We start from the raw sequence: 25,679 nt of genomic DNA, 5'->3' as shown, positions 1-25,679 counted from the left end.
TTTCTATTTTACTATTACTACTTCTTTTTTAATACTTCTTTTACTATAGTATCGACAATACCTGGGATTTCATAAAAGGTGTATGCAATCCACCTACAATGAGAAATTTCTTTATCATTGTGACCAAAGGCACAGGCAATAAATGGAATATTGTTGTTCGCTGCTGCCAGCATATCATTTGCTCTGTCGCCAACCATGATCAACATTTTGTAGTGTGGTAATGTTTTTTTGTAATATCCTAATAATTGTGTTTTGTCAATCAGATTGTTATCCTCAAGTGCCATAATAGTTGTAAAGTAATGCGATAATCCATAGGCTTTAAGCACAGCCTCAACATATTCTTTTCTGCCATTTGATGCTGTTAAAAGGCCATATCCCTTACTGTACAAAACCGGTATTGTTTCAACAACTCCAGGCAAAATGGTTCCTTTCTTTTCCAAAACAAGATTTGAAAGTTTAGCAGTACAATAATCATTAAGTTTTTGCGATAGCTCTTGTGAAAGGGTTGGAAAGAGTGTAGCAAAAATTTCATCAACTGGAATACCAACAAGCTTCATTATGGCATCAGTTGTTGGTTTGTGAAGGTTACACTGAGGATATTGCAGTAAAAATTCATCTATGCCCTGCTCAAACGCCTTTCCAACAACAGGAGAACAATCATACAAAGTCCCATCAATGTCAAATGCAATGTATATCATAGTTGCAACTATTTTTTAACAGATACCTTTTTCAATAAAATTTTCTATCAAAATTTTATTTTCTTGACTCATTTGAGCTAAAATTATACTTCACAATTGCATTTTATAAATATTAAGCGGGAACAACCGTGAATCTTTCTGTATCAATTGGCACATTACATTTAAAAAATCCCATCACTGTTGCATCCGGTACCGCTGGCTATGGCCAGGAGCTTTCACAATTTGTTGATATCGGAGCATTAGGTGCAATTTTCACAAAAGGGTTATCACTGAAACCACGTGCTGGTAATCCCGGGCCACGTATTGCAGAAACACCATCTGGAATGCTTAACTCCATTGGATTAGAAAATGTTGGAATAGAAGCATTCCTATCGCACAAACTACCATATTTACTCAAAGCCAATGCAACTGTTATTCCTAATATTGCCGGTCATTCAATTGATGAAAATGTAGAACTTGCAAAAATACTATCACATACAGATGGCATTGCTGCAATAGAGCTAAATGTATCCTGCCCCAATGTCAAAGAAGGTGGTATTGCATTTGGTCAGGATATATCGATATTCTCGCATTTGCTTGAAAAAGTACGCACAGTAACACGCGGAATATTAATTGTAAAACTATCCCCTAATGTTACTGACATTACACAATTTGCCAAAGCAGCAAAAGATATTGGTGCAGATGCTGTTTCAGCAGTTAATACCTTTGTGGGGATGAAGATAGATACTACAACAGGCAAGCCATATTTTGCAAATACATTTGCTGGATTAAGTGGTCCCGCTATTAAACCTATTGCTCTTAGAATGGTATATCAGATTGTTCAACGTGTTGATATACCAGTCATTGGCATTGGTGGTATATTTACTTTGGAGGATGCATTAGAATTTTTAATGGCCGGAGCAAAAGCTATACAGATAGGCACCGCAAACTTGGTTAATCCTGACACATCAGCAATTATTTTAAAAAAGCTTAAAGAATATTTACAACAGCATTCTATCAGTGACATAAACAATCTGATTGGCATTGCACACAGAAAGGAGTAACCGATGAAATACTGGAATAAACGCTTGCAGACAATGACCGAATATATACCTGGCGAGCAGCCTGATAATCTGAATGAATATATTAAACTCAATACTAATGAAAATCCGTTCCCTCCATCACAAGCTGTGCTTGATGCTTTGCAGAAAGCATGTAACGGTGATCTCAGGCGTTACCCAAATCCAAATGCTCAGATGGTACGTGAGCTGTTTGCAAAAAAAAATGCAATAGCAGCCGATAATGTATTTGTTGCTAATGGCTCTGATGAAATATTTACTCTTCTTTTCAGAGGATTCATTGAACCTGATGGCCTTGCAGCATTCCCCTACCCTTCGTATGCGCTTTATTACACAATGGCCGAAGCAAATGGAATTGCATACGATAAAATTACTCTAGATACAAATTTTGATATTCCTTTTGATGAATTCTTAAAAAAGAAATACAATCTGGTTATTATAGCCAACCCCAACAATCCTACAGGCAAAGGTGTTCCCATTGACCAGATTAAAAAGTTTTGCAGCAAATTCAAAGGTTTGCTGGTTGTTGACGAAGCATATGTTGACTTTTATAATGAAACTGCTCTGCCACTTATCAAAGAATACGATAACATAATAATAACCCGCTCATTTTCAAAATCATATTCCCTTGCAGGTTTACGGGTAGGGTTGGCGATAGCTCATAAAGATATCATCCACGGTTTAATAAAGCTTAAAGATTCATACAATGTTGATAGGATTGCGCAGGCGGGTGCATATGCAGCATTACTTGATGACAAGGGATTTAAATATAATATATCTATGGTACGCAATAATAAGGAATATTTAGAAGAATCATTAGAATCATTAGGTTTTGTAAATGTTCCTTCAAAAGCCAACTTTGTGTTCACACGGCATCCTAACATCGATGCCAGCACTCTGTATGAAAAGCTTAAGGAAAAAAAGATATTGGTACGCTATTTCCCAGGTCCTATTCAGTCGGAATATATCCGCATTACTGTTGGGACTATGATGGAAATTAAAAAACTTATCAAGGTGCTTTCTGAAATAATACCAAATTGATTATTTTACCATCAGGCCTTGTGGTAGTGCTTCGTGCAATAAGTTCAGGGTAAATTATTTTGTTCTGCATATATTGCTCAATATCTTTTTTTTCCAACCAGATAATAATTCCTTCAGATCCTTCGTATAACCAGTAAAAACTTATAACAAGGCCTTTAACATCCTGGTCCTGTAATATCTGATGAAGTATGCGAGACTTTGTTAAAACAGGATTTAAGTTTTTAAAAATTATATTCCATGCACGCATAGGGTATGAATCAGCACCAGTAATAGCGCCCTGCACATCACAGTCAAATCCTAAATACAATTTATTTTTTTCTTTTGTTTTATTATCATAGTAAAAGCCAAATGTTCTATTCCTTGGCATCAATGGTTCAATTTTTTTTATCTCTGCACCCAAGTCATTGAGTTTTGTGTTATATGTTGCATTGAGTTTAATGCCTTCCTGCGTTGTGTACTGATATTCGGGTACAGCGTAATCACTATTAACTGTTTGCTGTTTTATAGAGCTATCCCCACTTATATTTTTATTATTATTTGATATCCTTTCATCAGCTGATGCACACGCAGTTATCATGCATAAAAATAATATAATACCTGTAAATTGTTGCATGTTCATCCTCTAAACATAGATATTATTATGCAAAACTTGCTTTAAGTATACCAAAACGTTAATATAATATTAAACATAATTTGCAACACGTTCATACAGCTCTAAATCACTGCCACAAACAACTATATTTATTATATACTTTAATGTTGCTTATTTCTTAAAACTTCAACAGGAATTGCAAGCATAGCTGTTGTATTATTGATAGAAATGACAGTAACAGCTTTATCCGGGTCAATGCCAAGATTATATAAATAGCTGTCAATCTTTGCATACCCTAACCCAAATCCAGAATCGCTTGTATCAATATTATTAATAAAAAATTCATATTCTCTTCCTTCTTCCCTGTACTTACGGTATTCTTCACGTTTTGTATAAATCCTCTGTAAATCATGTGAAAGAATTGGAGCAGTATTGGTTATTTCAATATAAATATAATTATCACGCAATTCAATCTTCAATATTATACGGATATTGTACTGCTTTAATTGCTGTTGCAAAGTTACAAAAAGTTTTAGTTTATTTATTGTTTCTAATTCCTCTTTGTTAAGTTGTCTATTTTCACTGTAGGCTTTATTTTTAATTATTAGGAAAGCTCCTTCCTGATTTAATGCTTCTCGAACCTTTTGAGCAATGTTTTGTTTTTTCAAAACAATTGATGCCAAAGTGTCAAACTGTATTTTGTCCTTGAGAATATCTTTTATATATTCCTGCACCTGAGTTTGAGTTTTATCCTTATATTGCAATTGGAACTGCCGTTGGAGAGCTTCAACAATTAAAAGGTGTTTATAATTTGCTTTGACAGCATTTTTAATCAACTCATCAACACATGCACCAATATCATCTAGATATTGCTCAATGCCTGCTGCCTTAAATATTGCAAGCCCAGCATTGTAAATCTGGTCACGTGCTTTACGTGTATAATGCCTGATTATTCCTGTTATTCGGTGAGAGTTCATAACTGTTACTTATACAAAAACTCCATAAACTTCTGCAAAGCCTCAGGTAACGTGCCATCTTCACGCTGGTACTTTTTAAATTTTCTTTCGTAATTGCCAACTTCGCGAGTAAATACATTTCTAAACCTGTTGGCTATTTCTGTATAGGCAGGCATATTCTCTAGCCTGTCACGAAGCTCTTTTTTAAATGGGATATGCCTATAGAACATATCACGGACAACATTATTTAATTTCATAATGCCATCTTTTTCATAAAGAACCCACTGTATGTAATCATCGGCAAATCTATCACGGTTATTTCGGATGCTTTTGAAACGCTCTATTACTTTCTGTTTTGCTTCTAGCGAAAGTTTTGGATTCTTTTTAAAGGTATTAATATAATCAAAATATGCTCCCGTTAATCCTCCCTCTATTGGGTCAGCCCACATTCCTCCCATAATAGTACGATTAAGCTCCCATCTAAATGTGGCAAAAGTATGAGCCATGGTAGGCATCATATCACCCATGAATAATATTGGAACAACAATTCTGCCTCTTGTTCTGCGGTTAGTTCCATCAAGTTCCTGCCATAGCATAGTTTTTGTACCAAACGTTGGCAACAGAATGAAATACGGCACCACTTCTTCCTTAATAAGTTCTTTGGTGTTACCTATCATTACTGCTGTTTCACGATAGAAAACCGAATAATCAATATCCCGTAATGTATTAACAATTGATTCCAATTTCTTTTTGGATATATAGTAATGTGATATGCTACCACGCATATTCATGGATGTAAGAATTGGAAATGATGTGGCTGTTGAACCCGAACATACTGAAGAAGCAGTAGCTATTCTGTGGTTTATTTCATAAATTACTTTTTGTACATTATCTCCTTCATCCTTTGCATTGCTGCCTTTAATATGCTTTTGCTCTTCACGCAGATAAGCTTCGTATGATAATCCCATTTCATTAATACTTGGATTTTCTTCTCCATTAAAAATTTTAGTTAAAAATTCCTCTTCATATAATATTGGTATATCAGTTTGCTCAATCCTGCGCATAGAGATTTCGTGTAATTCAGCCAATTGTTCCTGCTCAATCATGGTTTCATCTAAAAAACCAAACCGCAGCATGAGCTTAACTGGTTGCGGGACAACTTTCTCTGATTGGCTGCGGACAAAAACCTTAGCATATATGTCATAATAAAACCGTGCGATTTGCCTTCTGAGTTTGCGCGCATCAGGCTCTGACGAAAGAGGGTCTTTCATCTTTTTAAAATCTGATAATAATTTCAACAGGTTTTTCTGATTTTCTTTTTCTATTAATCCAAATTCAAATATCTGATAAATAGAATTCTTATACATCTGACTTAGATTCTGAGGGATTCGAGATGGTCTTTGTATCTCTTCAGCAACTTTTGGCTGTTCTTTGATTGTCTGTATAAAATTACTCAGCTTTTTGAAGCTGCTGTATTTTTCAGATAGCAACTCACCAGATAGCTCTCTGTAGTATTCATGTATTTTATTGGCAATTGATACAAACCCTTTGAGAAAATCATCACTTACCCTGCCCGAAGCTACCCATGTTTTTATGGTTTGTTTATCAATTAAATATGCAATAAAACCATTATCTCCAAAAAGGTATTCTAGCTCAGCATCAATTTCTGTGTGAACGGACTCAATCCTGTCTAAAAGTTTTACAAGATTCTCTGAGGCACAATTGAATATGTAAATTGGTATATTGGGATCACTTTTGAATATGGGTATAAGCAATTGATTATCCAACCCAACTATTTTCTTTAAAAAATTACATTGCTTAATATCAATAAGGCTTTCAACTGGCAATCCGGGAAACATATATTTTTTTTTAAGCAGATTGGAGTTATCCTGGACAATAAACTTTGCATCTATTCGTGATGGGAAATCACCGCCATTTTGCGTGTAAATTCTGTACAAATCACCTGCCCTTTGCGACAAATTGTCAGGCAAATTATCTGAAACTTCGCCTGCAACAAGGGAAAAGTTATCATTCACCCTGCACAGATTTTGATACAACAATGTATATTTCTTTACATCATTTAATGACAATTCCAGTCTTTTTAATACATGAGTGAGTAACAACGCAGCAAATGATGGATCATCAATAACTATCTGCCTAAAACCACCTTCACGCAAAGGATACTTTTTTACCACACAGTCTTCTATAGCCCGTATTGTCTTTTTATATGGTTCTGTAAATAAAAGGCTTAATCCAGCAATAACATTTTTTTCATTTATTATTCCAACACGCTTACTTTTATCAACAACAATCTTACTGTCAAGTCCCTCATATTCGGCAGGTGCAGATAAAATTTCAACTGTACCACTTTGCAAATAATATATAAATCGAGGTTCTTCTCCCTGTAAGATTAAAATCTCGCCCTTCCTGATCTTCTCAGTGCCATTATTTTCCATAATTATTTTTACTCAAAAGATGTTATTTTTACTATTTATGCTATTTAATTTAATTAATTTTTGCATTATTGTAGGAGACTATTGCAAAAAGAGCAATAACAATTTTACGGCAAACCAATTTTTTTTAAATTTTGAATATATTCTTCCCATTCAACAGGCAGCAGTGATTTTTTCTTTGTGTTACATTCTTTACAGCAGGCTACTATATTTATTTTTTCTGAATGTCCACCACGTGACAATGGTATTACATGATCCATCGTAAGTTCTGATGGCTTAAATTTCCTTCCACAATAATAACATATGCCTGTAGCTATCTTGTTTTTCCACCATGATGAATGTCGCAACTGACGTGCTTTTTGTTTTTCACGCTTTATGTGAGTTTCCATGTCAGAAAAAACAGAATCGGCAAAATGGTGATCTTTAGGTTTAAATTTTTTTGGCCTGTCACCCATACGTTTTAAATAAATGCATCCTTCTCCTGTAATCGATAGCCATTTAAAAACGCAGCTGCATCCATCGGCTTTTTTGTCTCAGGCTGCAAAATGAGCACCTCCAAAGTTCCATCGCCAGTGCATACAAATAGTCGCTTTGCCTGATGTATCAAAGTACCCGGCTGTGCAGTGGGATAATTATATGAGCTATCGCCAACTGCCGTTTTCCATATTTTAATAATTTTGCCGCGAAATGTTGTCCATGCAACCGGTTTGGGATTAAATGCACGCACAAGGTTATGAATAGACCTTGCTGACATATTCCAGTTAATATGTGCTGTTTCACTGGTAATTTTACCACAGTAAGTAGCCTGTGAATGATCCTGAGGCACTGGCGTAATTGTACCATCATGCAACCCATTGATAGCTTTTATGAGCAAATCAACCCCAATCGGCAAAATTTTATCGTACACATCCTGCGCAGTATCATCGGGGGCGATAGTTACTGGTGATTGAAGCACAATGTCGCCAGCATCAAGCTCTTGGTTAATAAGCTGCACCGTTACCCCTGTCTGCTGTTCACCGTTATACAGTGCCCACTCAACTGGTGCTGCACCACGATATTTTGGTAATAGCGATGGATGTAGATTTATTGTACCATGCGGTGGAATAGAAAAGATTGATTGCGGAATAAGCTTTCCGTATGCAACCACAACAAATATCTCACAATTAAACTGCAATAATGTTTCTCTGAGTGTTTCATCTTTTAATGTCACAGGCTGAAAACACGGTATGCCATGAGCAATTGCTTTTTCTTTTACGGGAGGTGGTGTCATGTGTTTTCCACGGCCTTTTGGTTTATCAGGCGATGTAACAGCAAATGCTATCTCATAATACTTTATAAGATGCTCAAAACAAAACGCAGCTATTTCAGGAGTTCCAAAAAAGCCAATTTTCATTATTACCTGTTAAGTTTTTTTATCTTTTTCAACTGCCAACTTAATTCTTTACGTTTATAATCCTCTAAATAATCTATAAATAGTTTTCCGTTTAAGTGGTCTATCTCATGCTGCAGTACACGTGCCAGAAGACCTGTAGCTTCAAACTTAACTGGCTTTTCGTTAATTGCAATACCTTCAACCTGAATTGAAACAGGGCGTATAACCTCTGCAGTAATACCAGGGAGTGAAAGGCAGCCTTCTTCATAACCATCTTTTTCATCTGAAAATGATGTTATCCTGGGATTGACAAGTGCCATCATCGGCCCTTTACTTGAACGTATATCAATTACTATAAGCTGTAATGGTACATCAATTTGAGGCGCAGCTAATCCAATGCCCTGCTCCCTATGCATTATATCAAACATCTCATCAACAAGATCGCGAACCATCTGGGTTATTTGATTCACTTCTTGAGCTGGCGTCCGCAAGGTCTGATTACCATAATAGACTAATGTATGCTGTGTGCCTGTTACCATAACTATCTCACATGTTTAGTATAATAATTGTAATAATATACCACATTTAATTTTTAATGTCAATATATGATTTTGAAAAGTTGATCATAATGCATCTCTAAATTTAAATAATAGTTAATTTTCATTTTTTACTTTAAATTACTTATTGACAACATCATTTATTTTGTTTACCATTGGTAATAACAAAATGAAATTTTAGAATTTCATTATTTTTTTATTATACATTGGATGGTTATCCAATAATTGGAGGTAGTTAATGACATTCAAAGAATACGATAGATATGATGCTACTGGTTTAGCAGAACTCATAAAAAAGAAGAAAGTATTACCCAAAGAAGTGATCACAGAGGCTATTCAGCGCATTGAAAAAATTAATCCTTCTATCAATGCAGTAATTACGCCTCTATATGATAATGTGGATGCAATCATCAAAGATTTGCCAAAGGGACCATTCTATGGTGTGCCTTTTTTGGTTAAGGATTTGTTAACAACACTCAAGGGTGTAAGAATGACAAGTGGGTGCAGAGCATATATGAACTATATCCCCGACTTTGACAGTGAGGTGGCAGCACGCTACAAAAAAGCTGGGCTTGCCATCTTAGGCAAAACGAATACACCTGAATTTGGGCTGGTTGCTTATACTGAGCCTCAGATCTTTGGGGCCACACGCAATCCATGGAATACAGCTTTGACACCGGGTGGATCAAGCGGTGGTTCTGCTGCTGCTGTTGCAAGCGGTATGGTGCCAATTGCAGGCGGCGGAGATGGTGGCGGTTCCATACGCATACCATCGGCATACTGTGGATTGTTTGGCCTTAAACCATCTAGAGGGCGTGTACCAGCAGGCCCTGAATATGGCCAGGTTTGGCAGGGGGCTGCGGTTGAACATGTGCTTACCCGTTCGGTGCGTGATAGTGCTGCAATCCTTGATATTCTGCAAGGCTCTGACCCCGGTGCACCGTATGTCATTGAAAGGCCAAAAATGCCCTATACCCGGGAAATACAAAAATCACCGGGAAAACTTAAAATAGCAATTTCAACTGAATCGCCAATAGGTACCAAAGTCCACCCTGAATGTAAAAATGCTGCATTAGAAGCTGCAAAGCTTTGCGAAACGCTTGGGCATCACGTTGAAATTGATAAACCCAACATTGATGGCTTGGCACTTGCAAAAAGCTACCTTATGCTCTACTTTGGCGAAGTTGCAGCAGATATAGAAACCATTGGAATAAAATTAAAACGTAAACCAAAATTAAGCGATGTAGAAGTAATAACCTGGACATTAGGCCTATTAGGAAGAACGTATAGCGCTGGTGATTTTGTAATGGCACTGCGCCAATGGAACATAGCAGCACGTGCAATGGGTCAATTCTTTTTAAAGTACGATGTGTACATGACACCAACAACGGCACAGCCCCCTGCACCTGTTGGATCACTTGCTCCTAAACCAATTGAACTTTTTGCATCCAAGATTATGAACATTTTAGGCCTTGGAGGAGTATTAAAGGCATCAGGTATTGTTGACCAGCTTGCAGTGCAGAGCCTGTCACAGGTTCCATTCACGCAACTTGCAAATTTAACGGGTATTCCAGCAATGTCAGTGCCTCTGCACTGGGGGCCTGATGGATTGCCATACGGTGTACAGTTCATGGCAGCATTTGGTAGAGAGGACTTGTTGCTTAGATTAGCAGCACAACTGGAAAAAGCAAAACCATGGTTTAATAGACGGCCAGAAATTTCTTTATAAGTTTTAAATTTCTGAGGAGGTTGTAGATAATGAATAAAGCTATAAATGCCTTGATTGAAATATTATTCTTTATTTACAGACCAGTGTTTTACCTTTTGGTTATTGCAGATACCACCATTTTGGGTATTATCACTATACTACTTTCATTCTTTGACCCAACAGGTAATACTATTCATTATATTGGTGTATTCTGGTCGCGCCTTAATCTTTTCCTTTCAGGAGTACGTGTGCGCGTCCACAATAAGGAGTATATACAAAAAGGGCAACCCTACATTGTAATGATGAACCATCAAAGTCACTATGATGTGTGGGCTGCTATTGGCTATATACCGCTACAACTGCGCTGGGTTATGAAAATGGAGTTGCGAAAAATTCCCATCTTTGGTTTGGGATGTGAACGTATGGGACACATCTATATAGATCGTGGTGATTCACAGCAGGCGCGCGAAAGCCTCAAAGCTGCTGGCGAAAAAATACGCAATGGTGCGTCTGTGGTATTTTTCCCTGAAGGCACTCGTAGCCCCGACGGCAAGCTTCTTCCTTTCAAAAAAGGGGGGTTTGTCATTGCCATAGAATCACGTGTTCCAATTCTGCCTATCACTGGTATAGGCTCGCGGGCTATACTTCCAAAAGGGAGCATGGCCATTCGCCCGGGTACTATCGACCTCATAATTCACCCTCCAATTGATGTTACCGGCTATTCTCAGGAAAACAAAGAAGAACTTATGGAAAAAGTCAGATCAGTAATTCAGAGTAAGCTTACTTCATAAAAATGTGTTGTAAATTTTGTTTTATTTTTTTATTGTGCGATAGTTCATATTAATAACCCCTTGAAGCAAGGGGTTATTTTTTACAACCCATATATACCTAAAGGATGGTACATAGCAGTGAACTTTCAAAAACGCTTATTGAAGCCCTATCCACTTGTTATGGATGGTGCGATGGGCACTATGTTGTTTAATGCATTGCCCGAATACAAGGGTAACCTTGAATTACTTAACCTTGAACGCCCAGATGTAATAGCATTGATACATAAAAAGTATATTGAAGCCGGTGCTGATATAATTGAAACCAATACATTTGGTGGAAATGCGTTAAAATTGCACGAAGCAGGTTTAGACAGCCAATGCGAAGAGATTAACAAAGCTGCAGCAAAAATTGCAAAAGAAGTTGCTGGGGACAAGGCATTTGTTGCAGGATCAGTTGGCCCAACAGGAACTCTTGTGGAACCAATGGGCTTGACACCGGCTGAAACCGTATACAGTGCATTCAAACGCCAGATTACTGGCCTTGTAGCAGGTGGTGTTGACTGTATTGCTATTGAAACAATGACAGATTTACAGGAAGCACGCCTTGCACTTCTTGCTGCAAAGGATGTGACGGATATTCCTGTTATCTGCAGCATGACGTTTGAGTCAAATGGTAAAACGGTCACCGGCACTGATATCATTACAGCGCTGGCCACACTGTCACAGATGGGTGCAGATGTGGTGGGGGCTAATTGCAGCATGGGACCTGATGGTCTCCTTGAGCTTTTCAAAGGAGCTATCGCCCAGCTACATGAACTTGGTGTTCCCCTTTCAGTATGGGCTAATGCCGGGCTGCCTGAGTTAATTGATGGAAAAGCGGTGTATAGCCTTTCACCCAAACGCTTTGCTCAGCTTTCAGCTGAATTTGCTAAAATGGGCTTTTCAATTATAGGTGGTTGCTGTGGCACTACGCCCCAGCATATTCAGGCACTATCAACTTCTGTGAAAAACATTCTTATAAAAATTAATAATAAAAAAAGCTACTATTATATCACCAGCAGATATACCAATATTAATACAACCACCCATAATGGATTACTCATCATTGGTGAACGTTTAAATCCAACAGCTCGTAAACAGTTTGCTACTGAATTGAAAGAAAATACATTTACATTTTTACGAAATGAATCCAAAAAGCAGCAGGAGGAAGGTGCCCATTGCTTAGATATTAATGTTGGTGTTCCCGGCATTGATGAAGTTGCTCTGATGAAAAAAGCAGTAAATGTACTGACCAATACCGTGACCATTCCTCTTATGATAGACTCAGATAACCCTGCGGTGACCCAAGCTGCACTGTGGCAATACCCCGGTATACCAATTATTAATTCCATCAGTGCTAAGAAACAAAGCTTTGAGGCAATGTTGCCACTGTTAAAGAAATTTGGCGGCTTTGTTATAGCAATGTGCTTAGATGAAAGCGGGATTCACAAAGATGCAAAAAAACGTATTGCGATTGGCGAAAAACTCATTGATGCACTGCAACAAAATGGTATTGCCCTGTCACGAATTTTTATTGACCCGCTTATTTTGGCCGAAAGCGCAGAAAGCGGTGCAGCCATAGAAACCTTAAAAGTTATTGAACACTTTGCCCAAATGGGGATTAAAACAAGTATTGGATTAAGCAATATATCTTTTGGATTACCACAGAGAAAATTTATCAACAATGCATTTTTAAAATTAGCGCTGCAAAGGGGATTGTATGCTGCCATAGTGAATCCCGTAGCTATCGATACCAATATTACAAAACCTTTTTCCACTGAAGAAATGCTTGCACTGGATTTTCTTGAAGGAAGAGATAAGAATGCATCACACTATATTGCATACTTTGGCACTGCTCAGCAAAACACCCAACAGCAAGCTAACGTTGTAAACATACTTGAAAGGATTTTTGCACTTGTTGTAGAAGGAAATATTGATGATATAGAACTAGCAGTAAAAGAAGCACTTACCCAGTACAGCCCTGATACAATAATGAATGATGCATTGATAGCTGCACTTGAAAAAGTAGGTGAATTATACAGCAAAGGTGAATATTTCCTCCCACAGATGATTGCTTCAGCCGATACCATGAAGAAAGGCTTTACTATTCTGAAGCCTCTTATGATGCAGAAGAAGGAATCATCGCTTGGAACTATAATTATCTGTACGGTTAAAGGTGATATACACGATATTGGTAAAAATATTGTTGCAATGATGCTCGAAAATCACGGGTTTAATGTGATTGACCTTGGCAAAGATGTACCTAATGAGATAGTCATTGAAAAAATCAATGAATACAAACCAGATGTTGTATGTTTGAGTTCACTGCTAACCACAACTATGCCCAATATGGGTATCATTGCCAAAGAGATAAAAACACAAAAATTGCCCTGTAAACTAATGGTTGGTGGCGCTGTTGTCACAAAAGAATATGCTGATAGTATCGGCGCATTTTATGGGAAAGATGCTGTAGAAGCAGTTGCTGTGGCAAAGGAGATTGTAGGAAATTCTAAATAAATATTTTTTTATAAATTTTGTTGACATAAAGATTGTATATACAAGAATTCGCATAGGTTATTATGGCGGATTTATTATAAATCCACGCTTTTTAAAGTGTTTTCACAAGTATCTACATTACAATAAAGATTAAGGAGCACGTCTGTGAAAGGGACACGTTCTTTTTTACTTTTTTTCTTACCTTTTGTTATATTTGCATACATCTCTTTTATTGTTTTTCAACAGGCCTGTGACTATGCAATGAATGTACAGGCAAAAAAACTTCTTCCATTCAACCATCGTACCCATACAACTAAATATGGAGCTTCTGACTGTGAGACATGCCACAGTTATGATAGCAATGGAAGATTCAATGGCATTCCCACAGTTGCTGTGTGTAAGCAATGTCATGATCCAAGCAAAGTCAATACACAAGTATTTTTTTCAGGCTTTGGAGATAATGACAAACCCTGGGAATCTTTTGCCCAGCAGCCCGACCTGGTGTATTTTAGTCACATAGCAGTGATGAAAAATGAAAAGAAGGCATATTGTGTTTCTTGTCACGGTGATAAGGGCAATTCAACAACTACCGAAAAAATCAAGGGTAAAATGGCCATGGGAGTATGTATGGACTGTCACACTGCATTAAAAATCAGCAATGCGTGTGCAGTATGTCATGATTGATCATTCTTTTTTTATATTGAATCGAAATTCAAGCAAGGAGTTATTACATCCATGAAACTCGAACGAAAAGATTTTTTAACAATGATAGGCGGCGCGGTTGTAGGTACTGGTGTTGGTACTCTTATTTCACCTGGTCCATGGATGGGCCTTCAATGGCTTGTGGAATGGACCCAAGACCAGTATCGCCCTCCTAAAGGTGAAGAGAAATATTTAGCAAGTATCTGTGACCAATGCCCCAACAAATGTACTGTAAATGTCAGGATGATTGGAAACAGGGCAGTTAAAATTGAAACATCTAATCAAGGGTGTGCTGCAGGACAGCTTCTATTACAGGTTCTTTACCATCCAGAACGTGTTAAAACTCCATTAAAACGAACCGGTAAAAAAGGAAAAATTGATTTTGAGCCGGTTTCCTGGGAAACTGCTATAGCAGATATCTCAAAGAAAATAAATGATGCCATTAATAACAAGAAGCAAGACCAGATTGTTGCAATAAACCCAGCATTCCCTGACGCCACATCAATGCTAAATGAGCGAATAGTACTATTTGCAGGAAGTCCTCATGTATACCAGGAAGCTGGATATTGGGCTCTGAGTAATGCCTGTTCAGTAGCAACCCAGAAAACTGAAGGAGCTATCGACTATGATTTTGAAAATGCTGATTGCGTAGTAAGTTTTGGTGCCCGCCTTTTTGAAGGTTGGGGTAATCCTGGTAGAATGCATAGTGTATTAAATATCTGGAAACAAAAGAATGTTAAATTTATACAGGTTGATTCAATAGCAACACGTACTGCTTCATTGGCTGATCAGTGGGTTGCAGTAAAACCAGGTAGTGAAGCAATTTTTGCTATGGGTGTTGCACATTACTTGCTCAAGAATGGCAAGCGATCGGGGGCTACAAATTTTGGAAGATTTACTGAACTTTTAATAAATAAATTCACCCCCGAAAAGGTATCCGAACTTACTGGTGCATCACTTGAAACAATTGAGTCTGTTGCAAAAGCTTTAGTACATGCACGCAGGCCGGTTGCAGTAGCAGGTAAAGGTGGAAAGGTTGTATCATCTTCAGTTGCTGAATTTGCCATAATACAAACCATTAACAGTATGATTGGTAGTTTAGGCAACAGTGTTAAGGTTGTTACATTTACAACACCTCCAAAACCCGCTATTGCAAAAAAGACCAAAGGTCTTGATGAATATATTGCAAGCGATATGACTTGTGATATAGTACTGATAAACAATGCCAATCCGGTTTATTCAAGTGTTTATGGGCAGCGTCTTTCTGATAAACTAAAAAAAGCTTCAACTGTAGTGTTGTTCACTTCTTTACTTAATGATACTGCATTATATGCTGACTATGTCTTTCCTACACTCACTTCACTTGAAATCCCATACAATGGGCAAGCGGTATCAGCCAAATTTGAAGCAAAACATGCAGGAGATTCACTACTTGCAATTGCCAAAAATGTACCTAATATATCAGCTCAATTCCCATGGAATAGTTATCTTGATACTATCAAAGTTGTTAGCTTTCAGGCTAAAAATGTTGCTAATTTGGAAATTCCTGTAGATATCATAACTGCAAAACTTGAAGAATTGGAAAAATTACTACAAGCTTCGGGTTCTTACTCCATATCAATGGTACCTTTTGAAATACCAACAATTGGCGAAGGGAATGGTCTGGCGCTTCCTTATGTATTAAAAGGATTACCAGATACCATCTTAAAAGGCGACACAAGCTGGGTATGGATGAATCCAGTTACAGCATCAAAAGAAGGGATTTCCGAAGGCTCCAAAATTGATATTGAATCTTCCCGTGGTGAACTTGAAACAGTTAGAGTACATCTAACAAAACGGGTTGCCTATGATACGGTTGCGGTGCCTATTGGTTTAGGTCATGAAGAACTGACTGAATATGGTAGCCAAAAAGGTGTTAACCCAAAACCCATAATGTCAGATGCATTAGACCCACTAAGTGGTTATTCTGACTGGTGGTTAACACGAGTAAAACTGAGTTAAGAGGTGAACAATTATGGCCACAATGACAAGAAGATGGGGAATGGTTATAGATTTAGATAAATGTACTGGATGCGGAGCATGTAACATTGCCTGCTCTCAGGAAAACAATCTTCCAATTTTTAAAGATGATTCTGATGTGCCAAAAAGAGTCACTTTTCTTGATCTGATAGAAGTAACAAACGATAAGGATCCAAAGGCACAGTACCCTGATGTAAAAGTTGCGTATATACCAAAGATGTGTCAGCAGTGCTCAGGAAATGATCCAAAACATCCGCATCCACCATGTGTTACTGTATGCCCGGTAGTTGCTACCGATGTTGGCGATGATGGTGTCGTTAGCCAGATATGGTCACGATGCATAGGCTGTAGGTACTGCCAGGTAGCATGCCCGTATGAAGCGCGTGTGTTCCACTGGTGGAAACCACGCTACGAAGGTTCTTTTAAAGAATCCCTCAATCCTGACGTATCTATTGCTTCCCGCGGTACCATGGTTAAATGTACATTTTGCTCACACATCTGGAAACGTGAACGTGATAAGGCTATTGCAAAAGGAATAACTGATATCAATGCTGTTACATATACCCCGGCATGTGCCAGTGCATGCCCAACAAATGCTATAATTTTTGGCGACCTTAATGACCCTACTTCGCCAGTATATGAGCCAAAAGTACAGAAGGATCCCCGAGCTGTTAGGCTTGTGCATTCTATTGATGAACTCAAAACAAAAGATCCGTCTGAATATGAAAAAAGGATCAAAATCAAAGAATATCCAAATCCAAAAGTTTATTATTTAACAAGCCAGCAATGGCTTCGTGATAAAATATCTGGATTTAAAAACTCCTAAAAAAGTAGAAGGAGAGTAAACCGTGAGCAAAGTAATTGAATTTTTGAAAAATGAATGGAATAGCTACTCAAGGAATATACAGATTTCTCTGTATGTGCTCTTTGCACTGGTAGCCCTTTTTGTAATCTTTGGTATTCAGATCTTATTCTGGGGCTTAGGATACACCGATATGAATAATCGATTTGCCATGGGCTTATGGATTATTGGTGACTTAGGCTTTGTTGCACTCGGCGGTGGAGCATTTTTTACTGGATTTATGCTTTATATTTTCAGGGTTGATAAGTTACAGCCATTAATAAATTCCACTGTCCTTATTGGTTTCATGTGTTACCTATTTACTTTTATCCTACTTGTGTTTGATATCGGCCAACCACTCAGAGCATGGTTTGGTTATGCGTATCCCAACTGGGGCCCACATACAATGCCACAATCAATGCTCACTGAAGTAGTGTGGTGTTTAACATTTTATTTCATAGTTTTGTGCATTGAGTTGTTTCCCATTATATTAAGCAACAAATATCTTGATAGATACCCGGTTGTACATTATACCGCCCATTACCTACACAAACTAATGTGGATATTTGCTGCTATCGGTACATTCCTTTCATTTTTCCATCAGGGTTCTCTTGGTGGAGGAATGTGGGGCGTTTTATATGCCAAACCTTATTGGTTTAGACATCATTATTTCTATTTGGCGATAGTAGCTGCAATAGCTGGTGGCCCATGCTTGATGATGTTAGCACCAAAAGTTGCAAGCTGGGTCATGAAGAAAGAACTTGTTCCCAAAGAATCTTATATGACATTGGCACAAATTGCTGGTGTAACATTTATTGCTTACTTCCTTTTCAGAGTATATGATCTTTATACACTAGCAACACACTTTGTTCCACTTTTTGATAGGAAATTTGTTGATCTGATGGGTGGATATTATGGATGGTGGGTAGTAGCAGTGGAATTGCTGGCTTCACTTGCGGCAATTGTTATACTTAATGTAAAAAAATTGCGTGAAAACGAGAAATATTTTATTACAGGTTTGATAAGTGGAGTTTTAGCGATAGTTATGTTAAAAGTAGATGTTCTACTTCATGGATTTTCTGTTCCAAATTTCCCATGGCAAGATTTCTTTGGATATAATCCAACAATTCAGGAGTGGTTTATATTTTTAGGTTCAATAGCATGCATGATTCTTATCTATATGTGGTTTGCTAAATATATACCACTATTCCCTGAAAAACATGAAAAGGTAGCTCACTAATTAAAAACACATTAGTTAAAAAACCCCGCTCATTGCGGGGTTTTTTTATTTATATATTGTTTTGCAATTTAAACGCTTTAACTGTATTTTTTAACAACATAGCTATTGTCATTGGCCCTACTCCACCAGGAACAGGAGTTATAGCATACGCTACTTCACTCACTTCATCAAATTTTACATCACCAACTAATTTTGTTTTTCCCGGATTATCAGGGTCATCTATTCTGTTTATACCAACATCAATAACTACTGCACCTTCTTTTACCATATCTTTGGTAATTATGTTTGCTTTACCAACAGCTACAACAAGAATATCCGCCTGTTTAGTATAAAATCCTATATCTTGTGTTGCGGTATGACATATTGTTACAATACAGTTTGCTCTGCTGTCTTTTTGCATCATTAAATTGGCCAGCGGCTTTCCAACTATATTGCTGCGTCCAACAACAACTACATGTTTTCCTTTAATTTCTGGGATAGTCCGTATAATTAGTTCCTGACATCCGTAAGGAGTACAGGGAATAAAACAATCCTGTTGGCCTATTACAAGTTTGCCCACATTCACCGGATGAAAACCATCAACATCCTTTATTGGATCAATTGCATTAATAATTTCATTTTCATTTATATGTTCTGGCAACGGCAACTGGACCAGGATACCATTCACAGTGGTATCACTGTTTAGTTTACTAATTAATGTCAGCAATTCTTCTTGAGTGGTGTTTTCATCCAAAAGTATTTGCAAAGAGTTGATTCCCACTTCCTCAGATGATTTCTTTTTCATTCGTACATATACTTGTGAAGCAGGATTATTTCCCACCAATATCACAGCTAGGGTTGGCTTTTTACCGTGTTGACTTTCTAACTTTACTACTTCTTGCTTAATCTCTTCTTTAATTTCATTGGCTATCGCTTTGCCATCAATGATTATTGCCATTTTTACCCCACTTAACATTAATCAAAGTTATTATACATCTATCACTATAAATGATTCCCATTCATCATTATTTATTTTTTCACATTTTGCTTTATGCATTGTTGCTGCTTTGGGATCAACATTAATATCATACCCATTTATTATATAATCACCAATACAATCAACCTCACATGTAATACCATCACCAGTATTTGTTACCTTTACAGTTTCAGGATAAAGCAGCAACCCACTAGTATCTTTAATAAATATCAATTCGTTTATAAATTTAACCAGCAAAAGATCAAGGTACGTATGTTTTACTGAAACATGGTATGGCTCATTTTGTTTTAATTTTGATGGGTTCTCAAGACATACATGCAATAGCGCTTCAGCATTCAGAGCAAATATCCTTTCAACTGTTTTGGCTTTACAGTGGATTGCTATATCCGCTAATGTAATATCTTCAACAAATTCAAAATACTCTTGACTATCGCTACTCATCCTTTAATAGAACCTATTGGAATCATTCGTGCAACAGGAATACTTAATTGGGCCTGAGTAATTGCCTCAATTACATCATCAATGTCCTTATACGCTGCACCAGCTTCCTCAGCCAATCCTGAAAATGAGCGTGTTCTTATTGTAATGCCACTTTTTTCCATCTGATCAGCAAGCTCCCTTCCTTTGAAGCGTTTTTTAGCCTGCTGCCGTGACATTACCCGCCCACTTCCATGAACAGTGCTGTAAAAAGAATCTTTTGCATTAGTACCACCAACCAGAATATATGATGCAGATTGCATACTTCCACCAACTAAGACAGGTTGCCCTATCTCCCTGTATTGTTCCGGAATCCCTTGCATTCCTTTAGTAAATGCCCTCGTTGCACCTTTTCTATGAACCAGTAACTTTTTATTTTTTCCGTTAATTTCGTAGTGTTCAATTTTTGCTGTGTTATGGCACACATCATATATCAATTTGATTCCCAACTCTTCAGGAGATTTTTTAAATACCTGACTTAGTGTATCCCTCACGATATGAAATATTAATTGGCGGTTAAGAAAAGCAATGTTAATTGCACAATTCATTGCATGAAAATATGACTGCCCCTCTTTAGAATAAAATGGCGCACATGCAAGCTCTCGATCAGGAATATCGATATGGTATTTCTGCTTCATAACTGATATAAACTGTTCCAAATAATCAGTTGCTATTTGATGTCCAAATCCTCTACTTCCGCAATGTATCATGCACGCTATTTGATCATTACCTGTGATACCAAATTTATCAGCAATATCTTTGTTAAATATATCATTACTTCGTATAACCTGAAACTCTAGATAATGATTCCCCGAACCAAGGGATCCAATCTGTTCTTTTCCGCGCTCACGTGCTTTACCAGAAACAGCTTCAGGTTTAGCATTAGCAATACAGCCATTTTCCTCACAAAAATTTAAATCATCACTGATACCATAACCATGCTCTATAGCCCACCGTGCACCTTTGGTCATTGCCTCATCAAATTGCCTATCGTTTAATGATACTATGCCTTTCCCTCCTACTCCACTGGGTATTCGGGAAAATAGTATATCCATAATCTGATTCAGCTTTGGCGATAGCTCCTGGAATGTTAAGTTTGTAATAAAAAACCTTACACCACAATTAATATCAAACCCAATTCCTCCTGGTGAAATGACCCCATCCTCAGTATCAATTGCTGCAACTCCGCCTATTGGAAAACCATATCCGGAATGGCCATCAGGCATACATAACGCATAACGCTGTATACCAGGAAGCATGGCAACATTGGTAAGTTGCTCAAATACAGCAGCATCCATGGTGCTGAGCAACTCTTCTGATGCATAGATACGCGCAGGCACACGCATCCCTTTTTTATAATCCTTAGGTATTTCGTATAAACAATTTCCAATTTTTTTTGCTATATCATTTGTCATAATTGCCTTATTGTATTTTTACAAAACATTAATCTTTAGCAACTGGCTCTTTCTGGTTTTGCTTTTGCTTCTGCACAGGTACGGGAGTTTTAATCATTTCACATTTTCCCTCAAACACAACACCATCAGCAATAATGAGTTTTGATGTCCGTATGTTTCCAAAGAGTTTACCATCGCTTTGTATTTCAATTTTATCTTTTGCTTCTATATTGCCATAGACCGTACCTTTTATGATAACAGTGTTTGCTTTAATATTAGCTTTTACTGTTGCCTTCTCACCTATAACCAAAAAATCACCCGAAGCAATTTCACCTTCAAAATAACCATTAATCTGTAATGATTTTTCAAACGTGAGGTCCCCATAAAATTCTGTATCCTTACCAAACACAGTAGCTATCATTCCAATTTCATATACTGGATTCTTATTAATCTGAATAACTTTTTTAGCCATTTCACATACCTTCTTGTAGAAAAATTAATCATTTGTATTGACAGGGCAAAATTATTTTAACAATTTTTATTAATGAATTTTATTATACAAGCTTAATTTGCAAATTATTTTCTATTTTGTTGTCATTGTAAATACACCATCCCAATCATCTGGTGGTGGTGTTAGTTTATATTGTTTAGATCTTTCCAGATACAATTTTGATGGACCATCATTAGGATCAACTTTTAATGCTTTATCAAAAAACTCTATTGCTTCATCCCATTTTCGCTTTTTGTAAGCTTCTAATCCAGCATTGTATAAACGCAAAACCTCTTCTTTTTCTTTTGTTATCATATCAGGCCTCTATAAAATAAAAATAAAATTAATATTTCTAATTTAATATAATATATCAATTAATATCTTCTGTCAATAAAGAATAAGGCTAATTCGCACATTATATTTTTAAATTGGCTATCAGGAAATACAGAAAGACACTCCACTGCCCTTTGTACATACTCTGATGCAACCTGTATACAATATTCAACCACATTATACTTATTTGCTTTTTCAAGCACATAAAGCCAGTTTTGTTTGTCAGGTTGTTTGGCATATCGCATCAACAATTCTTTTTCTTTTTTTTCAGCTATTTGTAATAACCTCAATAAGGGTAAAGTAATTTTACCATTTATAAAATCATTACCAGCATCTTTACCAGTGAGAGCAGAGTTGTTAAGATAATCCATCGCATCATCTGTTATTTGGAAAGCATATCCTAACTGTAATCCGCAATCGTATAATGTATCTGACTTTTTTTCATCCATTTTTGCCACCCGTGCACCCAACTTTGCACAGGCAGCCATAAAACGGGCTGTCTTCATCTCAATAATGCGGAAATAATTATCAATAGTTATATTATCTATATTAGAATATTGTATTTGATATAATTCACCTTTCACCATTTCTGTTGTTGCATCAACCATAATAGGGAAAAGGTCCGTACGATTATTACCAACAGCAATCTCTAATGCTTTAGTATACATATAATCACCTGCTAGTACCGCAACCTTTGGTCCATATTGCTTCGCTACAGTTGGCAATCCCCTGCGTAAATCTGCATTATCAATAATATCGTCATGTACTAAAGAGGCAGCATGAATAATTTCAGCAGCACACGCAATATCAATAATATCATCAGGTATTTCATTATTCAAACCACTTGATAAAATAATCATTGAGGCACGAATCTTTTTTCCACTCTTCTTAAACGTATGCATGCTGCTTTCATCTAAAAGCGTAATGCCTGTATGCAATTTACTTTTAATGGCCTCATCAACAGCTATAAGGTAATGTTCTATTGGTTTCAGTATCGATTGCAAATCTTTTCTGGGTGTCATACACGTAGTATTCCTTTATCAATCAAAAGCACTCAAACATTCACGTTGCGATTCAAATATTTCAAAGACTTTATCAAGCATTGTTGTTTGAAAAAGCTTAAGCAGATTTTCATTGGTTATAACTAATTTTATATCACCCTCATTTTTAATCTTTCTTTTAAAGGCAACTATAACACCTAAAGCAGAACTACATATATGTTTTACATCAGTCATATCCATGCAAATATTATTATAACCTTCATCAATTAGTTTTTGCAGTGCATTTTCAAGATCCTCTGACATTTCCTGATCTATCCTTCCATCTAATGTAATTATGGCTAAATTTTCATCCTTTTTAATTTTCATATTTCACCTCTTGTGTAATAGTTTACCATTCTATTGTACATAAATTATAATTCATACCATAAACAATTACAATATTTATTTTTTTTACATTGTACAGTGACAACATTTTGAATACAACTATTATATAAATATATATCTAGATCACAATTATTACAGGTTATAATCAACAATATCCAATTAACAAACCATTTCACGTAACATGGCATAGGCAACAATGCAGGCAAAAACATTTCTTACACCTTGCTGTTTAAGAAGACGTGCACATTCGTTGATAGTAGCTCCGGTTGTATACACATCATCAACAATAAGCAATGATTTATTTTTTATTTCATCATAACCAGTGTATATACCAAATTTATTGTAAGTATTAATAAATCGCTCATTACTACTTAACTTTTTCTGTACAGCTTTTTCATTTTTTAAATAAAACAACGGTAACACATCTTTATTGCAAGCTTTACTAACATGTTGTGCTATAAGTTCTGATTGATTAAACCCTCTTTTCCATAAGCGATCATTAGAAACAGGAACATAAGTTATATAATCAAACTGCCATTTTTGTAAACTAATTGCCATAATACAATATTGTGCAAATAAATTGGCAATAGATTTATTATACTTAAATTTCATATCATAAATCAGTGTGGGGATGGGCTCTTCATATTTAAATAACCAAACCCCACTATCCAGGAACCATTGTCGTTTCCCATGTATTGATTCTTCCAATGAAAAGATATATTCTCCTGAATAATTTTGAATTATCTTTTCAAGCTTACTACAACATTGATAGCACACACCGGAATCGTTAATAGATATCATCTTCCCACAGTATGCACAAAAAGAAGGAAACACTGTATCAAATATTGCATAATGTAATAATGTGATAAATTTACTATTTGCCATAGTTTCTTTTTGAGGCAGGGTCGCTTATGCCTGCGTCTAAAAATCCTTTTTGCCGTATACGGCAACTATCACACACACCACACGGACTGCCATTATCTGCTGGATTGTAACAGCTTGTTGTCAATGAGTAATCCATTCCTAATGAAATACCCAACTTTATTATTTGGCCTTTAGTCAAACCAATTAGGGGTGTTTCAATTATTATTGGGTTCCCATTGACACCACTTTTAGTGCCAATTTCAACCACTTTTTGAAAGGCTTGTATAAACTGAGGCCTGCAATCAGGATAGCCACTATAATCAACAGCATTCACTCCAATAAAAATGTGCGATGCATTAATAGTCTCAGCATATGCCAATGCCATTGAAAGAAAGACAATATTCCTGGCTGGGACATAAGTTGCTGGAATACTATCAGTTTGATTATTCAGAATTTCTTTTCCTGATGCTCTGACCAATGAAGAAGACTTAAAGAGAATATCAGGCAAAACTACAATTTCATGATTAACAATATTGAGGAAGTTTGCAATTTTTTTTGCATACTCAACCTCAATATCATGCCGCTGTCCATATATAAAAGTAAGTGCATACAGAGAAAAACCTCTACTCTTAGCAACTGCAGCAGCAGTTGCGGAATCTAATCCACCGCTGAGCAAAACTACACATCTATTTAAAGCCATTGTGTTTATAGTACAATTATTATGCTTCCTTTTTTGCTACCCTCATTGGGAAATATTCATAAGGTTTCATACCATAAACCTTTTCAAAGTCCTTTTCAAAGGGGCACATGGTACAGCTGGCCCTGTAAACACCTTCTAATGTCAACATGGCCTCATCGTAAAGAACACTGTTTTTATCAATTTCTGCATTTCTTATTTTAAGAAATGCGCATGATTTGCATTTTTCAGCATTTTCTCTGATCTTATCGGTTATTAAACCCATGCAAATACCTCCCAGGATTTGTTAAGATATTAAATATATTTTATACAATATTACAAAAATAGCAATAAAAAATCCAGCAAATTTTAATAATATATAAATAATTCATCAGTAACTATCGCATAAATCTATGAAGTAATGATTATAGGCTTTTTAAAAATTAATATAAACCAGCACTATGTTCTTATAAATGTAATTGTTTTTATAATTGTTTGTATAATAAAAGATTGAATAATCGTGCTATAAAATATGCACCACA

At 36.5% G+C, this 25,679-nt stretch carries 26 protein-coding genes; 9 read left to right on the top strand and 17 right to left on the bottom strand.

Features of this window, described 5'->3' with window-relative positions:
* Positions 1-17 precede the first annotated feature (17 nt).
* Positions 18-698, bottom strand: coding sequence for an HAD family hydrolase (locus N3F66_01325; protein MCX8122789.1), 681 nt, complete (start codon positions 696-698; stop codon positions 18-20).
* Positions 699-826: 128 nt separating this feature from the next.
* On the opposite strand from N3F66_01325, the gene N3F66_01320 reads away from it, so the two are divergent.
* Positions 827-1,741 carry a dihydroorotate dehydrogenase gene (locus N3F66_01320; GenBank protein MCX8122788.1) on the top strand — a complete coding sequence of 305 codons (915 nt, stop codon included), beginning with the start codon at positions 827-829 and terminating at the stop codon, positions 1,739-1,741.
* Positions 1,742-1,744: 3 nt separating this feature from the next.
* Entirely contained in the window at positions 1,745-2,797 is a 1,053-nt protein-coding gene (hisC, locus tag N3F66_01315) for a histidinol-phosphate transaminase (GenBank protein MCX8122787.1), read from the top strand.
* Here hisC and N3F66_01310 read toward each other — a convergent pair.
* The 6 genes from N3F66_01310 to def form a co-directional block, all read right to left on the bottom strand.
* Positions 2,766-3,410, bottom strand: a complete 645-nt coding sequence (locus N3F66_01310) for a hypothetical protein (protein MCX8122786.1) — start codon at positions 3,408-3,410, stop codon at positions 2,766-2,768. The genes hisC and N3F66_01310 overlap by 32 nt on opposite strands.
* A 140-nt stretch (positions 3,411-3,550) precedes the next feature.
* Positions 3,551-4,366, bottom strand: coding sequence for a hypothetical protein (locus N3F66_01305; GenBank protein MCX8122785.1), 816 nt, complete (start codon positions 4,364-4,366; stop codon positions 3,551-3,553).
* 5 nt (positions 4,367-4,371) lie between these two features.
* A complete protein-coding gene (locus N3F66_01300; protein ID MCX8122784.1) occupies positions 4,372-6,801 on the bottom strand; it encodes a cyclic nucleotide-binding domain-containing protein in 2,430 nt (809 codons plus the stop codon).
* Between the two features lie 104 nt (positions 6,802-6,905).
* Positions 6,906-7,187: an HNH endonuclease gene (locus N3F66_01295; protein ID MCX8122783.1), complete on the bottom strand. Its 282-nt coding sequence runs from the start codon at positions 7,185-7,187 to the stop codon at positions 6,906-6,908.
* Between the two features lie 71 nt (positions 7,188-7,258).
* Positions 7,259-8,191: a methionyl-tRNA formyltransferase gene (fmt, locus tag N3F66_01290; GenBank protein ID MCX8122782.1), complete on the bottom strand. Its 933-nt coding sequence runs from the start codon at positions 8,189-8,191 to the stop codon at positions 7,259-7,261.
* 2 nt (positions 8,192-8,193) lie between these two features.
* Positions 8,194-8,709, bottom strand: a complete 516-nt coding sequence (def, locus tag N3F66_01285) for a peptide deformylase (protein ID MCX8122781.1) — start codon at positions 8,707-8,709, stop codon at positions 8,194-8,196.
* A gap of 256 nt (positions 8,710-8,965) precedes the next feature.
* Here def and N3F66_01280 point away from each other — a divergent pair, with 256 nt between their 5' ends.
* The 7 genes from N3F66_01280 to N3F66_01250 all read left to right on the top strand — a co-directional run bounded on the left by N3F66_01280 (position 8,966) and on the right by N3F66_01250 (position 18,542).
* Positions 8,966-10,456: an amidase family protein gene (locus tag N3F66_01280; protein ID MCX8122780.1), complete on the top strand. Its 1,491-nt coding sequence runs from the start codon at positions 8,966-8,968 to the stop codon at positions 10,454-10,456.
* A gap of 29 nt (positions 10,457-10,485) precedes the next feature.
* The gene (locus N3F66_01275) at positions 10,486-11,226 is read left to right on the top strand and encodes a 1-acyl-sn-glycerol-3-phosphate acyltransferase (protein ID MCX8122779.1); all 741 of its coding nucleotides are present in this window, start codon (positions 10,486-10,488) and stop codon (positions 11,224-11,226) included.
* A 117-nt stretch (positions 11,227-11,343) separates the two neighbouring features.
* Positions 11,344-13,761 (top strand): homocysteine S-methyltransferase family protein, encoded by a 2,418-nt coding sequence (locus tag N3F66_01270; protein ID MCX8122778.1) that lies wholly within the window; start codon positions 11,344-11,346, stop codon positions 13,759-13,761.
* 144 nt (positions 13,762-13,905) lie between these two features.
* A complete protein-coding gene (locus tag N3F66_01265; protein MCX8122777.1) occupies positions 13,906-14,424 on the top strand; it encodes a cytochrome c family protein in 519 nt (172 codons plus the stop codon).
* Positions 14,425-14,475: 51 nt separating this feature from the next.
* Complete coding sequence (locus tag N3F66_01260) at positions 14,476-16,443, top strand: molybdopterin-dependent oxidoreductase (GenBank protein ID MCX8122776.1); 1,968 nt, start codon at positions 14,476-14,478, stop codon at positions 16,441-16,443.
* A gap of 13 nt (positions 16,444-16,456) precedes the next feature.
* Positions 16,457-17,287 (top strand): 4Fe-4S dicluster domain-containing protein, encoded by an 831-nt coding sequence (locus N3F66_01255; GenBank protein ID MCX8122775.1) that lies wholly within the window; start codon positions 16,457-16,459, stop codon positions 17,285-17,287.
* Between the two features lie 22 nt (positions 17,288-17,309).
* A complete protein-coding gene (locus N3F66_01250) occupies positions 17,310-18,542 on the top strand; it encodes a hypothetical protein (GenBank protein ID MCX8122774.1) in 1,233 nt (410 codons plus the stop codon).
* A gap of 49 nt (positions 18,543-18,591) precedes the next feature.
* On the opposite strand, the gene folD is transcribed toward N3F66_01250, so the two are convergent.
* From folD to N3F66_01200, 10 genes are all read right to left on the bottom strand, one after another.
* Positions 18,592-19,479 (bottom strand): bifunctional methylenetetrahydrofolate dehydrogenase/methenyltetrahydrofolate cyclohydrolase FolD, encoded by an 888-nt coding sequence (gene folD / locus N3F66_01245; GenBank protein ID MCX8122773.1) that lies wholly within the window; start codon positions 19,477-19,479, stop codon positions 18,592-18,594.
* A 30-nt stretch (positions 19,480-19,509) separates the two neighbouring features.
* A complete protein-coding gene (locus tag N3F66_01240) occupies positions 19,510-19,959 on the bottom strand; it encodes an archease (protein ID MCX8122772.1) in 450 nt (149 codons plus the stop codon).
* Positions 19,956-21,410, bottom strand: a complete 1,455-nt coding sequence (locus N3F66_01235; GenBank protein MCX8122771.1) for an RtcB family protein — start codon at positions 21,408-21,410, stop codon at positions 19,956-19,958. The genes N3F66_01240 and N3F66_01235 overlap by 4 nt, the downstream gene beginning before the upstream one ends.
* A gap of 28 nt (positions 21,411-21,438) precedes the next feature.
* Positions 21,439-21,861, bottom strand: a complete 423-nt coding sequence (locus N3F66_01230) for a polymer-forming cytoskeletal protein (protein MCX8122770.1) — start codon at positions 21,859-21,861, stop codon at positions 21,439-21,441.
* A gap of 111 nt (positions 21,862-21,972) precedes the next feature.
* Positions 21,973-22,194: a tetratricopeptide repeat protein gene (locus N3F66_01225; protein MCX8122769.1), complete on the bottom strand. Its 222-nt coding sequence runs from the start codon at positions 22,192-22,194 to the stop codon at positions 21,973-21,975.
* Positions 22,195-22,253: 59 nt separating this feature from the next.
* Positions 22,254-23,234: a polyprenyl synthetase family protein gene (locus N3F66_01220; GenBank protein ID MCX8122768.1), complete on the bottom strand. Its 981-nt coding sequence runs from the start codon at positions 23,232-23,234 to the stop codon at positions 22,254-22,256.
* Positions 23,235-23,252: 18 nt separating this feature from the next.
* Positions 23,253-23,579, bottom strand: a complete 327-nt coding sequence (locus N3F66_01215) for an STAS domain-containing protein (GenBank protein MCX8122767.1) — start codon at positions 23,577-23,579, stop codon at positions 23,253-23,255.
* Positions 23,580-23,756: 177 nt separating this feature from the next.
* On the bottom strand, positions 23,757-24,482 hold the full coding sequence (locus N3F66_01210) for a ComF family protein (GenBank protein ID MCX8122766.1): 726 nt from the start codon (positions 24,480-24,482) through the stop codon (positions 23,757-23,759).
* Positions 24,472-25,161, bottom strand: coding sequence for a 7-cyano-7-deazaguanine synthase QueC (gene queC / locus N3F66_01205; protein MCX8122765.1), 690 nt, complete (start codon positions 25,159-25,161; stop codon positions 24,472-24,474). Before queC ends, N3F66_01210 begins: the two co-directional genes overlap by 11 nt.
* A 19-nt stretch (positions 25,162-25,180) precedes the next feature.
* Positions 25,181-25,423: a hypothetical protein gene (locus N3F66_01200; GenBank protein ID MCX8122764.1), complete on the bottom strand. Its 243-nt coding sequence runs from the start codon at positions 25,421-25,423 to the stop codon at positions 25,181-25,183.
* Positions 25,424-25,679: the final 256 nt, after the last annotated feature.

Source organism: Spirochaetota bacterium, assembly GCA_026414805.1.
Classification (GTDB): domain Bacteria; phylum Spirochaetota; class UBA4802; order UBA4802; family UB4802; genus UBA4802.
This window is presented reverse-complemented; position numbering and strand designations above follow the sequence as displayed.

What these genes read in the sequence shown, in the direction of transcription:
- N3F66_01280 (MCX8122780.1), top strand. Translation starts at nt 8,966, where the DNA reads ATGACATTCAAAGAATACGATAGATATGATGCTACTGGTTTAGCAGAA.
- hisC (MCX8122787.1), top strand. Translation starts at nt 1,745, where the DNA reads ATGAAATACTGGAATAAACGCTTGCAGACAATGACCGAATATATACCT.
- N3F66_01220 (MCX8122768.1), bottom strand. Translation starts at nt 23,234, where the DNA reads ATGACACCCAGAAAAGATTTGCAATCGATACTGAAACCAATAGAACAT.
- N3F66_01215 (MCX8122767.1), bottom strand. Translation starts at nt 23,579, where the DNA reads ATGAAAATTAAAAAGGATGAAAATTTAGCCATAATTACATTAGATGGA.
- N3F66_01260 (MCX8122776.1), top strand. Translation starts at nt 14,476, where the DNA reads ATGAAACTCGAACGAAAAGATTTTTTAACAATGATAGGCGGCGCGGTT.
- N3F66_01235 (MCX8122771.1), bottom strand. Translation starts at nt 21,410, where the DNA reads ATGACAAATGATATAGCAAAAAAAATTGGAAATTGTTTATACGAAATA.
- N3F66_01300 (MCX8122784.1), bottom strand. Translation starts at nt 6,801, where the DNA reads ATGGAAAATAATGGCACTGAGAAGATCAGGAAGGGCGAGATTTTAATC.
- def (MCX8122781.1), bottom strand. Translation starts at nt 8,709, where the DNA reads ATGGTAACAGGCACACAGCATACATTAGTCTATTATGGTAATCAGACC.
- folD (MCX8122773.1), bottom strand. Translation starts at nt 19,479, where the DNA reads ATGGCAATAATCATTGATGGCAAAGCGATAGCCAATGAAATTAAAGAA.
- queC (MCX8122765.1), bottom strand. Translation starts at nt 25,161, where the DNA reads ATGGCTTTAAATAGATGTGTAGTTTTGCTCAGCGGTGGATTAGATTCC.
- N3F66_01255 (MCX8122775.1), top strand. Translation starts at nt 16,457, where the DNA reads ATGGCCACAATGACAAGAAGATGGGGAATGGTTATAGATTTAGATAAA.
- N3F66_01305 (MCX8122785.1), bottom strand. Translation starts at nt 4,366, where the DNA reads ATGAACTCTCACCGAATAACAGGAATAATCAGGCATTATACACGTAAA.
- N3F66_01200 (MCX8122764.1), bottom strand. Translation starts at nt 25,423, where the DNA reads ATGGGTTTAATAACCGATAAGATCAGAGAAAATGCTGAAAAATGCAAA.
- fmt (MCX8122782.1), bottom strand. Translation starts at nt 8,191, where the DNA reads ATGAAAATTGGCTTTTTTGGAACTCCTGAAATAGCTGCGTTTTGTTTT.
- N3F66_01310 (MCX8122786.1), bottom strand. Translation starts at nt 3,410, where the DNA reads ATGCAACAATTTACAGGTATTATATTATTTTTATGCATGATAACTGCG.
- N3F66_01240 (MCX8122772.1), bottom strand. Translation starts at nt 19,959, where the DNA reads ATGAGTAGCGATAGTCAAGAGTATTTTGAATTTGTTGAAGATATTACA.
- N3F66_01225 (MCX8122769.1), bottom strand. Translation starts at nt 22,194, where the DNA reads ATGATAACAAAAGAAAAAGAAGAGGTTTTGCGTTTATACAATGCTGGA.
- N3F66_01230 (MCX8122770.1), bottom strand. Translation starts at nt 21,861, where the DNA reads ATGGCTAAAAAAGTTATTCAGATTAATAAGAATCCAGTATATGAAATT.
- N3F66_01325 (MCX8122789.1), bottom strand. Translation starts at nt 698, where the DNA reads ATGATATACATTGCATTTGACATTGATGGGACTTTGTATGATTGTTCT.
- N3F66_01295 (MCX8122783.1), bottom strand. Translation starts at nt 7,187, where the DNA reads ATGGAAACTCACATAAAGCGTGAAAAACAAAAAGCACGTCAGTTGCGA.
- N3F66_01210 (MCX8122766.1), bottom strand. Translation starts at nt 24,482, where the DNA reads ATGGCAAATAGTAAATTTATCACATTATTACATTATGCAATATTTGAT.
- N3F66_01275 (MCX8122779.1), top strand. Translation starts at nt 10,486, where the DNA reads ATGAATAAAGCTATAAATGCCTTGATTGAAATATTATTCTTTATTTAC.